The organism is Pseudohaliea rubra DSM 19751 (assembly GCF_000764025.1).
GTDB classification, from domain to species: Bacteria; Pseudomonadota; Gammaproteobacteria; order Pseudomonadales; family Halieaceae; genus Pseudohaliea; species Pseudohaliea rubra.
Genome location: NZ_KN234750.1, coordinates 124,172 through 136,894, shown reverse-complemented (window position 1 = coordinate 136,894; position 12,723 = coordinate 124,172). Strand labels below are relative to the sequence as shown.

The following is a 12,723-nucleotide window of genomic DNA, read 5'->3' as shown; positions in this document are numbered from 1 at the left end:
GGGCGGCAACAGCGCCAGCTCCGAGGCCCGGGCCTGCGCGTCCGCGTCGGCGAGCCTCGCGAGCCACGCCCCGACCCGCAGCGGGTCCTCTGCGGCATCGCGATAGCTGGCCAGCAGGCGGGTGATCCGCAGGTAGGGGAAGCCCGCGATGCGGTGGGGGTGGGAGCGCCCCGCGCCCGCAGCCTCCACGGCGTGATCCTGCGCGGTAAACAGCGCCTCGCAGCGGGCAATCGCGTTGTCCGGCACGGGCCGGGGGCCGCCCTGGCAGGCCGCCAGCAGCACCAGCAGGCCGGCGGCGAGACCCGGTCGCAGGCTGTGTCGCGGCATCGCTTGCCCTCCTCGTGGCCATTCCGCCCCGGAGCTTGCCACGGCGCGGCGGATGCTGTCGCCCTGCAGCATCCGCGCAGCGCTGGTAAAGTACGCGTCCTTTTTCACTCCGGCCACGCCACCACCCGCACGGGAGCCCTCGCCATGGACCCGCAACACGCGCCCAGCCTTACCTTCGCCGACTGCCGCGCGGGCTTCTGGCGGATGATGCCCATCTCCAGCTTCGTCTTCATCTTCGGCCTCGCCCTGGGCCTCGCCGCTCGGGAGACGGGCCTCGCCGAGCCGGAGATCATCGTCATGAGTGCGGTGGTCTTCGCCGGTACGGCGCAGTTCGCTGCCCTGGACCTGTGGGGTGCGCAGGTGCCGCTGGTGCCGCTGCTGGCAACGACGCTGGCCATCAACGGCCGCATGCTGCTCATGGGCGCCACGCTCTACCCCTGGCTGCGGCTGCTGCCCCCGGGCCGCCGCTATGCCGCCGTGGTCATGCTCTCCGATGCCAACTGGGCCATGAACCTCAACGACCTGCAGCAGGGCCGGAACAACCTCGGCATTCTCGTCGGTGGCGGCTTTGCCCTGTGGACGACCTGGCAGGCCGGCACCATCGTCGGCCTGCTCCTGGGCGCCGGCATTCCCGAGCCCGCGACCTTCGGCCTGGATATGGTGATGGGCTGTTTCATGCTGACCATGGTGCTGGTGGGCAAGCGCAATCTGCGCCGGGCGGTAACCTGGGTGGCCGCCGGCCTCACCGCCTACGGGGCCTGGCGCTGGCTGCCGCCGAACACCCACGTCATTCTCGGCGCCCTCGCCGGCGGCCTCGTCGGTGCCCTCTGGCTGGAGCACACTCCGTCATGATGGCCACCGACGGTAGCGGCGCGCTCATCATCGCCCTGCTCATGGGGCTGGTGACCCTGGGCACACGCCTCGGCGGCGTGTTCATCACCTCGCTGGTGCCGCTGCGGCCTCGGGTGCGCGGCTTCATCGACGGGATGTCGGGGGCCGTGCTGGTGGCGGTGATCGTACCCGTTGCCCTCGAGGCGGACCTCGCGGGCCGGGTGGCGCTTGCAGCTACCGCGGTCCTGATGCTGGTGCTCGGCCGCCCCATGCCCGCCATCGCGGCGGGCATCATCACCGCGGCGCTGCTGCGCGCCACGGGGCTGGGGGGCTGATCCGCGCGGCCTGCGCCGCGGATCAGTCGTAGCGGCAGACGCCGTCCGGGAAGATGGCCTCGAGCGCGGCCTGCTCCTGGGCGCCCGGCATCCAGTCGCCATACACGCCGCCGTCGATGGCCTCGGCCAGGGGCTGCAGCTCGCACTTGAACACGTCGCCGGTGATCGGCGCCCCGGCGACGATCCGCGAGGTGCTGTAAACCGGGAACTGCGCCGTGCACGCGCCCGGCTCGCCGTCGTCGAGGATACCGTTCCAGACGTCGTCGCCGGCCGCGATCACACCACCGCCGGCATCGAAGCAGGCATCTACCGCCGCGTCCGGGCGGTTTTCGCCCACGGAGCGTTCCGGGTTGGCGGCGATATTCGCCATCCACTCGTCGATGACCGCAAAGGCCTCCATGGTCAGCGCCGCGATGTCGGCCTCGCTCGGCTCCTGGAACCAGATGACCTGGTTGCTGGCATCGCCGTCGTGGTTGAGGAGCCGCTGCCGGGCGGCGAAGGACTGGTGCGTGTTGTGCATGTCCAGCTCCTCCTCGAGGTAGGGCCGCACATCGATCAGCGGAATCTCGATCTCACCGCGGTTCACCATGCCCGAGTCGAAGGCGCGCTCGATGGCGCCGGGATCCGCCGCGCGCCGCGGCGCCGGGTTCTCCAGACTCCCGACGTTGGCGTTACGCCAGCTCCAGGGGTCTATCTGGTCCGGGTAGAGCGGCTGCTCGAAGTCCAGCGCGAAGCAGAGATCGATGAAGAAGGGGCAGCCCTCCTGCACCATCTCCGCCTCCGGCTTCCAGGAACCGATGGACGCATTGAGGTCGAGGAACTCCGCCGGGGTGATATTGCCGTCGCGCAGCGCCTGCAGCCCGTACTGCACACCGACGTTGTCCCAGGTGCTGCGGGCGAAGCCGTCCTCGGCGCGGCCATAGATGTTGATGAGGTCCGCGAAGTGCGTCCACTCGACCTCCGCCTGCTGCGCGTCGCTGATCCCCGGCGCGGTGCCGAAGTTCGGGTTCAGCGCCAGGGGCGAGAGCCCGCGCCAGGAGGCCGTGCACTCGCTCGAGCCCGGCGGCACCCAGGGCGTGAGGCCGAAGTCGATGACATCATTGGGCACCTCGTTGTTGGCGTTGAGGCCGATGAGCCAGCTGCGGTTGTTCCAGTCGGCCCACTTGGAATTCGGGTCCGCCTGCAGCTGGAAGTCGATCCAGCGCTCGAGGAGCTCGCAGTCGCCGATGTGGATCGTCTGCGTGATCATGTCCGGGTACGAGTACTGCGGCACGCCGGCGTCGATGAGGCCCGGGTGGTTCTGCCCGTAGACGTACTGCTGGATACCGCCGCCGGAGCCGCCCACCCCGACCGTGTAGTCGGGCATGCCGTAGGCGCTCACGAAGCGGTCCTTGACCATGATGGCGGTCTCGCCGCCGACTTCAAGATTGTAGTGGGTGCCGGTCTTCGTGCCGGTGGAATAGGCAATGGCATAGCCGGCGCCGAGGCCGTCCACGTACAGCGCGCGGCGCTGGCTCGGGTCGCCCTGGTAGCGGCCGATGGCCACCCCCCCCTGGAAGTAGTAGATGAGCCGGCGGTTCCAGGCGGCCAGGTCCGGCTCGCCGTCGACGTCACCGCCGGGCACGAGCACCGCCAGGGAGTACAGGAAGCGGTTGAGGGTGCCGCGCTCCCAGCGCACGATGAAGTCCACGGTCTCACCGTCGTTGGTGGTCGTGGTCGCCATGTCCTCCGGCCGCGCCTGCCCGGGCTCCCAGTCCGCCCAGGCGCCTGCCGTGGTGCGGTACTTGAAGCTGACCACCCGCTCCACGCTGCACTGCTCGTCGAGGATGGGGCCGAGCTCCAGGTTGGCGCGGTGATTGTCGGTCGCGCAGAGGAAGGGATCCTGCTGCGGGCCGGAGAAGATCGGCCCGGTCTCCGGGTGATTGACCAGCGTCAGCTCCGCCGGGGTCACCGGCTCGCCGGCGCTGGTGACGCGCAGCCGGTTCTCGCCCTCGGCCAGCCCCTCGACGCGGCCCAGGAGGCGGAACTTGCCGCCGGTCGCGCGGAAGCGGTCGGTGATGTCCTCGCCATCGAGTTCGACGACGATGTCTTCGTCCGGCAGCTCGGCCGGGGCGCCGATACCGACGCGGGCGGTGCCGCCGCTCACGGCGTCGGGCGGGCTGGAGACCACCGCGGCCGAGAACGCACCGAGGGGCTCCGGTTCCGGTGGCGGTGCCGGCGGCTCGATGGCGATGGTATTCGATCCGTTGTCGCAGGCCGCCAGGGCAAGCGCACAAGCGATGGGAACAAGAAAAGACAGGATGCGGCGTGACACTGCGCCGGCCGGGGATGCGGGCATGGATGACTCCTTATTGTTTTTTCTTCGTCTTGCTGTGTCTTCCGGGGTTTCCGGCGGGCCGGCCCCGCGCCGCCCCGTCCGGGAAGCCTAGCCCACGGCGAGGCCGGCTGCCAGCCACGCCACGGCTTTCGCAGGCAAGCTGCTACACTGAAGACTCATGCGATCGTTGCGCGCAAGGAGAATGCGATGACGCCGGGCACGCGCCCCCGCCTCGGCCTGCTGGCGATCCTGCTCGGCGGCGTCCTCCTGTGTCTCGGCCCGCTGCTGGCGCCGGCGCAGGACAGTGCGCCGCGCGGCGAGGTGCTCACCGTCGACGGCGCCATCGGCCCGGCCACCGTCGACTACCTGCTCCGCGGCATCGCCAGCGCCGACGACGCCGGTGCCTCCCTGGTGATCCTCAGGATGGACACACCCGGCGGCCTCATGGAGGCCACCCGGGACCTGATCCAGGGCATCCTCGCCGCCCCGATCCCCGTGGTGACCTGGGTCGCCCCCGCCGGCGCCCGCGCGGCCAGCGCGGGCACCTACATCCTCCTCGCCAGCCACGTGGCTGCCATGGCGCCGGCAACCCACCTCGGCTCGGCGACGCCGGTGCAGATGGGCGGCATGCCGGGCATGCCTTCGGAAGCCGAGGACCCGAACGCTCCCGAGGGCGGCAAGTCGGCCATGGAACAGAAGATTCTCGAGGACGCGGTGAGCTACATCCGCGAACTCGCCGAGCGCCATGGCCGCAATGCCGACTGGGCCGAGCGCGCCGTGCGCGAGGCCGCCAACCTCGGTGCGAACGAAGCGCTCGACGCCGGCGTGATCGACCTCGTCGCCAGCGGCCGTGCAGAACTGCTGGAGAAACTCGACGGCCGCACCGTGTCCCTTGCCGGTGGTGAGCGCACACTCTCGACGCAGGGCATGGTCCTCGTGGACCGCGAGCCCGGCTGGCGCACACAGCTGCTGTCGGTGATCACGGATCCCAACATCGCCTACCTGCTGATGCTCATCGGCTTCTACGGCATCTTCTTCGAGCTGGCGAACCCCGGCAGCCTCGTGCCCGGCGTCATCGGCGCGACCTGCCTGCTGCTGGCGCTCTTCGCTTTCCAGGTGCTGTCGGTGAACTATGCCGGCCTCGCGCTGATCTTCCTGGGGCTCGCCTTCATCATCGGCGAGGCCTTCGTACCCAGCTTCGGTATCCTCGGTATCGGCGGCCTGGTGGCCTTCATCGCCGGCTCCGTGATTCTCATGGACGGCAGCAACCAGGCTGTGTCCCTGCCCACGGTAGGCGGCATCGCCGCCATCGGCGCGGGCTTCCTGCTCTGGGCCGTCACCCGGTTCATGGCGTTCCGCCGGCGCGCCCCGGTGGTGGGCAGCGAGCAGGTCACCGCGGAGCGGGCCGTGGCCCTCGAGGATTTTCAGCCGGCGGAGACCGGCTATGCGGGCCACGTGCGCATGAACGGCGAGCGCTGGCGGGCGACGAGTGACGGCCCCGTCGCCGCCGGCGATGTGCTCTCCGTGACCGCCCTTGACGGGCTCACGGTCACCGTGACACCGGCCGGCAACACCCACTGATCGACTAGCGCGAACACGCGCGGAGGTTAGGCACCATGGAACAGATCATTCCCTACATCGCACCGCTGATCCTGCTGTTCGCGATCCTCGCCTCAGCGATCAAGATCGTGCCCGAGTACGAGCGCGGGGTCGTCTTCTTCCTCGGCCGCTTCCAGGGCGTGAAAGGCCCCGGGCTGATCATCGTCATCCCGGTAATCCAGCAGTTCATCCGCGTCGACCTGCGGGTGATCACCCTGGACGTCCCGAGCCAGGACGTCATTTCCCAGGACAACGTCACCGTGCACGTGAATGCCGTGCTCTACTTCCGCGTCGTCGACCCGGAGCGGGCGATCATCCGGGTAGAGGATTTCAACGCCGCCACCAGCCAGCTCGCCCAGACCACCCTGCGTTCCGTGCTCGGCAAGCACGACCTCGACGAGATGCTCTCGGAGCGCGACAAGCTCAACAACGACGTGCAGGAGATCATCGACGCCCAGACCGAGGAGTGGGGTATCAAGGTCGCCAACGTGGAGATCAAGCAGGTAGACCTCGACGAGTCCATGATCCGCGCCATCGGCCGCCAGGCCGAGGCGGAGCGGGAGCGGCGCGCGAAGGTGATCCACGCCGAGGGCGAATTGCAGGCCTCGAAGAAGCTCGTGGAAGCGGCACAGGTGATGGCTGTCAGCTCCGGCGCCATGCAGCTGCGCTACCTGCAGACGCTAGCGGACATGAGCAACAAGAACTCGTCGACGATTGTCTTTCCCATGCCGATCGAGATGCTCAAGGGGCTGACCCTGCCGGGCGCCGGCAAGGAAGAGGCCTGACCCGGCGCCCGGGGCCCCCAGTGGCGGTCAGCCGGCGCCCTGCAGCTGGCTGACCCCGTAGGTGATCACGCCCCACAGCAGGACCAGCACCGGCAGGTAGCGCCCGATCAGATAGATACGCCACTCCCACCAGCGATTCGCCGTGCCCAGCACCGTGCGAATGCGCTGCGGCGGGATGAACCAGCACAGGAGCGCGGCGCCGGTCAGGCCGGAGAAGATGATCACGTCCCCGCCCGCCACCCGGTCGACGGCATCCAACACCGGCTCGCCGCCGATGGTCAGCTGCAGCGGTGTGAAGCTGAGCGCCGAGGCGCTGCCGAGCATCACCATCAGCAGCGCGACGGCCAGCACGGCGCTCCTTTCCCGGAGGCGGAACTCCTCGGCGACGGCGGCGATGATCACCTTGAGGCCGGCAAGGGACGAGCTGAACGCGGCGGCGAAGAACAGGGCGAAGAACAGCACCGCCAGCAGCCCCCCGCCCGCCTGCTGCTCGAAGACCCGCGGCAGCGTCTCGAAAGCCAGCGCCGAGCCCTGATCCGGCGCCATGCCGAAGCTGAAAACGTAGGGGAAGATCATCCATCCCGCGAGGAGCGCGACGCTCGTCTCGACACCGGCCACGACCAGGCAGGCCCGCGGCAGGTGGGTTTTCCGGGGGATGAAACTGCCGTAAGTCACCAGGTAGCCCTGGCCGATGGCCAGCGTGTAGAACGCCTGGCCGAAGGCGAAGCCCCAGAGCTTCCCATCGAGAAGCCGCGCCCAGTCAACCTGGAAGAAGAAGTCCCGGGTCTCATCCCAGCCCGGCGTCTGCGCGGCCCGGTAGACGAGAAACAGCACCAGCGCCAGCAGCGCCGGCATGAGCAGCTTCGACAGCGTTTCGATGGCCCGGACGCCGCGCAACAGCACCGCGGCCGCCAGCGCCGTCGTCGCCAGGAAGTACCAGAGCGAATTGAAGCCGGCGCTGAACTGCCCGAAGACGCGGACATCCCCGCGCACCGCATCTACCGTGTAGCCGAGGGTCCAACCGGTGATCACGAGGTAGTAACTGGTGATCGCCGTGGTCACCAGCACCACAAACCAGCCGTAGACCGTGCCGAAGCGATTCACCTGGCGATAGGTGCCCACGGTGCTGCCCTTTGAGAGGCGGCCCGCGGCCACCTCCAGGATCATGATCGGCATGACGACCACGATGAGCGCCGCGAGGTAGGCCACCACAAAGGCCCCACCGCCGTTCTCGCCCATGATGTAGGGAAAGCGCCAGAGATTGCCGAGCCCTACCGCGGCCGCGGCCATGGAGGCAATGAAGGCGGGCTCGGAACTCCACTCGCGGCGGGACTCTTCGACAAATTCGTGGCGACGACGCATGCGGCTCCCCGTGACAACCTGTGCTAAAGCCGCGCCGCCGGGACTCCGGGCGGCGGCGCGTTCCCCGGCCCGCTATACTGCCAGCCGCACCCCTTTCCCAACCACCCGGGGAGTCCTTACATGGTCCGCGAAAGACTGCCGGGCGCCGTCTACCTGCTCATGGCCGTACAGGCCCTCTCGCTGTGCACGGCGCCGCTCTACTTTCTCACCGGCGGTATCGTCGGCGATGCGTTGGCACCACGGCCGGCGCTCGCCACCCTGCCCGTGGCCTGCATCATTGTTGCGACCGCCCTTACCGTGGTGCCAGTCACCCGCGCCATGCACCGCTTCGGGCGCAAGCGCCTGTTCCTGGCCGGTGCGCTGACCAACGGCGCGGGCGCACTGCTCGCCGCCGTGGCCCTCGCCGCGGGCAGCTTCACGCTGTTCTGCGCGGCGGGCGTCGCGGCCGGCGTGAGTATTGCCATTGCCCAGCAGTACCGCTTCGCGGCGATTGAGACCGTGCCACCGGCCCTTGCCGGCAAAGCCACCGCCCGCGTGCTGCTCGCCGGCCTCGTCGCGGCCTGGCTAGGCCCGGAGCTGGTCACCTGGGGTGCCTTCGCGGAGGCCCTGCCGCTGGCGGCCGGGGCCCACCCCGCCCAGGGCGCCTTCATCGGCGGCTTCCTGCTGCTCGCCGTCATCGCCGCAACCACCATGGCGCTGGTCGCGCTGGGCTATCGCAACATCGCGCCGCCGGGCGCCGAAAGTCGCGGCAGCGCCCGGCCCCTGCGCACCCTCCTGGCCAGCCCGCTCCTGCGCCTGGCGATCATCGCAGCGGCCATGGGCTACGCGATGATGAGTTTCATGATGACCGCCACACCGCTCAGCATGCACAGCATCGACGGCCACTCCCTGGCGGAAACCAAGTGGGTCATCCAGTCGCACATCATGGCCATGTTCGCGCCGTCGCTGTTCTCCGGCTGGCTGATCACCCGCCTCGGCCACCGCCGCATGATCGTCCTCGGCACCCTCGCCTACCTGGGCTGCCTCGCCATCGCGGCCTCGGGGCAGCACCTGCTCCACTACTGGTGGGCGCTCGTGCTCCTCGGCGTCGGCTGGAATTTCCTGTTCGTCACCGGGACCGCCCTGCTGCCGCAGTGCCACACCCCGGCCGAGCGCTTCCGGGTACAGAGCCTCAACGAGTTCGCGGTCTTCGGCTGCCAGGCCGTCGCGGCCCTCGCCTCGGGCTGGGTGATCAACGGCTTCGGCTGGCCCGTGCTGGTGTGGCTGTCGGCCGGCATGGTCGCCGCTGTACTCGCAGCACTCTGGCAGGCCCGGGACGCGGCACCCGACGTCGCGGCGGAAGGCCTCTAGGCGGCCATACCTTCGACGATCAGCCGGCTCACATCAGTACGCTGGCTCGCATGCTCGAGGGTAATACCGCAGATACGCCCTCGATCATCAAGATCCAGGGTGGTGTCCTGATCAAGGTCCCGCGTTTCGGAAACCGCACCGCCGTCAATTTCGATGTAGAGCGTATCGGTATCGCTGAAGTAACACACTTTCATGGCCTGAACCTCCGGTCGAAGAAGGCGTTATGGACCGTTTCCCCATCTGAAAGCAACACAACTCGCAGATAGCGATTGCCGGCCTCAGCGATTCTAGTGTCCTTTCCGGCTAATTCGTTGAATTTCAGAGCCTACAGAGATCGCTGCAGCAAGGCGCGATCCGCAGGGAATACCGGGTGTATTGCCAAGGATCGCAACGCGGCTGCGGCGATCTCTGTGGGCTCCCTTCGGGCTTGCCAGCCCGGCCCCCTGGCCGCGTTGCGCCTTTTGCCAAGGGCGACGGCCATTGGCGGCAAGACGCGCCTCGCCAGGAGACCGGGCTGGCAAGCTGAAATGCAACGAATTAGCCGGAAAGGACACTAGCCCAACAGCGAATGCGACCGTCTGCCTGGACCACCTGGTACTCCGGGCAGGCGATGACGGACTGGATCCAGGAAAGCCGGATCGCGGCACGGTCGGGGCGTCGCCTCGACCACTCGAAATACCGGGTCATCTTCACCAGCCACCGAACTCCTCAGGCACGCAAAGGCATCCATGGGCAAACTACACACCGGACGACACGGCCGCATCGGTCGATTTCAACCAGCGCCAGCCAGGCGCGAAAGCACGCTGGCTGACAGTGCCAACGACGCGCGGGACGGGTTATGCTGCTGCCTTCGCCAACCGGAGCCCGCCATGAGATCGTTGACTTATACGCTGCTTGCCTTCCTTGTAGGTACTGCAGCCGCGACAGCCGATACCACCGCGGCCGACCTCGATGCCCGCATCACCGCCCTGACGCCGAAGGTGGTGGCCTGGCGCCGGGATATCCACGCGCACCCGGAGCTCGGTAACCGCGAGTTCCGCACCGCCGGGCTGGTGGCGGAGCACCTGGAGGGCCTGGGCATGGAGGTGCGCACCGGTATCGCCCACACCGGCGTCGTGGGCATCCTGCGCGGCGGCGACGGCCCGGTGGTGGCCCTGCGTGCCGACATGGACGCGCTACCGGTCACGGAGCAGGTCGACCTGCCCTTCGCCTCGACCGTCACCACCGAGTACGACGGCGAGGAAGTGGGCGTCATGCACGCCTGCGGTCACGACAACCACGTGGCCATCCTCATGGGCGTGGCGGAGGTCCTTGCCGGCCTCGGCAACGAGCTGCCAGGCACGGTGCTGTTCCTGTTCCAGCCCGCCGAAGAGGGCGCGCCCGAGGGCGAGGAAGGCGGCGCGGATCTCATGCTCCGCGAGGGCGCCTTCGCCGATCCGGTACCGGACGTGGTCTTCGGCCTGCACGTCTTCCCCATGCCCGTGGGCGTGATCGCGAGCCGGCCCGAGGGCCTCATGGCGTCCTCGGACCGCTTCACGATCACCGTGAACGGCACCCAGACCCACGGCGCCATGCCCTGGATGGGCGTCGACCCGGTCGTGACCGCGAGCCAGGTCGTGCTCGGCCTGCAGACCATTCCCGCCCGGCAGCTCGATGCCACGCTCACGCCGTCGGTCGTCAGCGTGGGCCGCATCGAGGGCGGCGTGCGCAACAACATCATCCCGGAGACGGTGGAGCTGGAAGGCACGATCCGCACCTTCGATGCCGACACGCGCACCGACATTCACCGCCGCATCGAGACCACGGCAACGCACATTGCCGAAAGCGCGGGCGCCACGGCCGATGTGGCCGTGGACCTCGGCTACCCGGTGACACGCAATGACCCGGCGCTCTACCGGCGCATGGCGCCGACCCTCGAGCGCGTGGCCGGCCCGGGCTTTGTCGAGGCGCGCCCGGTCACCGGGGCGGAGGACTTCTCCTACCTGGCAGAGGCGGTTCCCGGCCTGTTCTTCTTCCTCGGCGTCGCCCCCGACGACCCGGCGCTGGTCGCCCCGAACCACTCGCCGCGCTTCTACGCCGATGAGCGGGCGCTGCCGCTGGGCGTGAAGGCCCTTACCGAGCTTACGCTCGACTATCTCTCCCTCGACTGACTCGCCGGTGCGCCCTGAACAGCGGGCTCAGGGGCCAAGCTTGTCGCGCTCCGGCACCCCCGGGACCGCCCGGTCCCGGTGCAGGGAGCGCAGCAGGCCGTAGCTCGCGACCAGCAGCAGCGCGGCCATGGCGAGCCCGGAGGTGAGCGATGCCGTGCGCAGCGCCTGCAGCCCGCCGGCGAGCAGCAGCGTGCCGGCGACCGCCCCCTCGGAAACCGCCCAGAACACCCGCTGCACCCGCGGCGGGTTTGGGTGCCCGCCGGAGGTGACCATGTCGTCGACCAGGGAGCCGGAGTCCGACGACGTGATGAAGAACACCACCACCAGCAAGGTCGCCAGTACACCGGTCACCGAGCCGCCCGGCAGGCGGGCCAGCATCGCGTGCAGGGCCATGGACGGCTCACCCTTCACCTGCTCGGCAAAGGCCGTATCGGCGACGGCGAGGTCGAGAGCTGTGCCGCCGAACACAGCGAGCCAGAGAAACGTCGCTGCGGTGGGCACGAGGAGCACGGTCACGGCGAACTCGCGCACCGTGCGTCCGTAGGAAATCCGCGCGACGAACACCCCCACGAAGGGTGACCAGGAGATCCACCAGCTCCAGTAGAACAGCGTCCAGTCCGCCTGCCAGCCGCCGCGACCGTCGATATCGATCCAGAGGCTGTTGCCCACCAGGTGCTGCAGGTAGCCGCCGACGCTCGCGGTGAGCACCTCCAGCTGGTGCACCGTGGGCCCGGCGACGAAGACGAACAGCAGCATGCCGGCCGCGAGCCCCATGTTCAGCTTCGACAGGCGCTGGATACCGCCGTGCAGGCCGATAACCACCGAGATCGTCGCCACCAGCGTGATCAGCGCAATGACCAGGACCTGCACCTCGGCGCCCTGGGGCACGCCGCTGGCCTGGGCGAGGCCGGCGTTGATCTGCATGGCACCGAAGCCGAGGGAGGTGGCGACGCCGAACAGCGTGCCCACCGTCGCGAGAATATCCACCGCATGCCCTGCCGGGCCGTAAATACGCTCGCCCAGCAGCGGGTAGAGGAGCGAGCGCGGCGCCAGCGGCAGCTCGTGGCGGAAGTGGTAGTAGGCGATGGCGAGGCCGAAGACCGCGTAGACGGCCCAGGGATGCAGACCCCAGTGAAAGAAGGTCACGCGCATGGCATCCGCCTGGCTGCCAGCCACGCCGGGCAGGACCGGCGGATCGAGGAAATGGGTGACCGGCTCCGCCACGCTCCAGAACACCAGCCCCGTGCCCATGCCGGCGCTGAACAGCATGGCAAACCAGCCAGCGTAGCCGAACTCCGGGCGGGCGTCCGGGCCACCCAGGCGGATGCGGCCGAAGGGGCCCAGCATGAGCCACAGCACGACGACCAGCAGCACGCTGACGGTGAGCACGTAGAACCAGCCCAGGCGGCCGACGATGAACGCCTGCACGGCAGTGAACAGGCGCACGGCGGCCTCGTCGTAGAGCGCGCCGAAGAGCACGAACACCACAACGGTGAGCGCGGAGCCAAGGAACACCGCGGGCTCCATGGCCGCCGCCATGCGCGCCAGGGGGCGCGGGAGCTGCGAACGCATGGTTTTCAGTGTAGCCGGTCGCCGGCGCGGCTGAAATCGACCGGAGGCAGCCGGGACCTGCGCCCGGGTACCCCCGGCAGCACGGCCTGGCCGGT

The 12,723-nt window shown here is 69.0% G+C and carries 11 protein-coding genes; 6 read left to right on the top strand and 5 right to left on the bottom strand.

Features of this window, described 5'->3' with window-relative positions; genetic code table 11:
* A partial coding sequence (locus HRUBRA_RS04145) for a hypothetical protein (protein WP_035514743.1) occupies window positions 1–327 on the bottom strand: 327 nt, incomplete at its 3' end.
* 144 nt (window positions 328–471) lie between these two features.
* Here HRUBRA_RS04145 and HRUBRA_RS04140 point away from each other — a divergent pair.
* Window positions 472–1,179 carry an AzlC family ABC transporter permease gene (locus tag HRUBRA_RS04140; protein ID WP_035514741.1) on the top strand — a complete coding sequence of 236 codons (708 nt, stop codon included), beginning with the start codon at window positions 472–474 and terminating at the stop codon, window positions 1,177–1,179.
* Complete coding sequence (locus tag HRUBRA_RS04135) at window positions 1,176–1,493, top strand: AzlD family protein (RefSeq protein ID WP_201771528.1); 318 nt, start codon at window positions 1,176–1,178, stop codon at window positions 1,491–1,493. Before HRUBRA_RS04140 ends, HRUBRA_RS04135 begins: the two co-directional genes overlap by 4 nt.
* A 22-nt stretch (window positions 1,494–1,515) precedes the next feature.
* Here the strand turns inward: HRUBRA_RS04135 and HRUBRA_RS04130 are convergent, their stop codons facing one another.
* Window positions 1,516–3,831: a DUF6351 family protein gene (locus HRUBRA_RS04130; RefSeq protein WP_201771527.1), complete on the bottom strand. Its 2,316-nt coding sequence runs from the start codon at window positions 3,829–3,831 to the stop codon at window positions 1,516–1,518.
* A 186-nt stretch (window positions 3,832–4,017) separates the two neighbouring features.
* On the opposite strand from HRUBRA_RS04130, the gene HRUBRA_RS04125 reads away from it, so the two are divergent.
* Together HRUBRA_RS04125 and HRUBRA_RS04120 are read left to right on the top strand one after the other, a co-directional pair.
* On the top strand, window positions 4,018–5,391 hold the full coding sequence (locus tag HRUBRA_RS04125) for an NfeD family protein (RefSeq protein WP_035514739.1): 1,374 nt from the start codon (window positions 4,018–4,020) through the stop codon (window positions 5,389–5,391).
* Between the two features lie 35 nt (window positions 5,392–5,426).
* Complete coding sequence (locus HRUBRA_RS04120; protein WP_035514738.1) at window positions 5,427–6,194, top strand: slipin family protein; 768 nt, start codon at window positions 5,427–5,429, stop codon at window positions 6,192–6,194.
* 27 nt (window positions 6,195–6,221) lie between these two features.
* Here HRUBRA_RS04120 and HRUBRA_RS04115 read toward each other — a convergent pair whose 3' ends face one another.
* On the bottom strand, window positions 6,222–7,556 hold the full coding sequence (locus HRUBRA_RS04115; protein ID WP_035514736.1) for a sodium-dependent transporter: 1,335 nt from the start codon (window positions 7,554–7,556) through the stop codon (window positions 6,222–6,224).
* Window positions 7,557–7,676: 120 nt separating this feature from the next.
* On the opposite strand from HRUBRA_RS04115, the gene HRUBRA_RS04110 reads away from it, so the two are divergent.
* Complete coding sequence (locus HRUBRA_RS04110) at window positions 7,677–8,906, top strand: MFS transporter (protein WP_201771526.1); 1,230 nt, start codon at window positions 7,677–7,679, stop codon at window positions 8,904–8,906.
* On the opposite strand, the gene HRUBRA_RS04105 is transcribed toward HRUBRA_RS04110, so the two are convergent.
* Window positions 8,903–9,100 carry a DUF2283 domain-containing protein gene (locus tag HRUBRA_RS04105; RefSeq protein ID WP_035514734.1) on the bottom strand — a complete coding sequence of 66 codons (198 nt, stop codon included), beginning with the start codon at window positions 9,098–9,100 and terminating at the stop codon, window positions 8,903–8,905. The genes HRUBRA_RS04110 and HRUBRA_RS04105 overlap by 4 nt on opposite strands.
* Before the next feature lie 675 nt (window positions 9,101–9,775).
* Between HRUBRA_RS04105 and HRUBRA_RS04095 the strand changes: the two genes are divergently transcribed.
* A complete protein-coding gene (locus HRUBRA_RS04095) occupies window positions 9,776–11,056 on the top strand; it encodes an amidohydrolase (RefSeq protein WP_035514732.1) in 1,281 nt (426 codons plus the stop codon).
* A gap of 27 nt (window positions 11,057–11,083) precedes the next feature.
* Here the strand turns inward: HRUBRA_RS04095 and HRUBRA_RS04090 are convergent, their stop codons facing one another.
* Entirely contained in the window at window positions 11,084–12,628 is a 1,545-nt protein-coding gene (locus HRUBRA_RS04090; protein WP_052094360.1) for a BCCT family transporter, read from the bottom strand.
* Window positions 12,629–12,723: the final 95 nt, after the last annotated feature.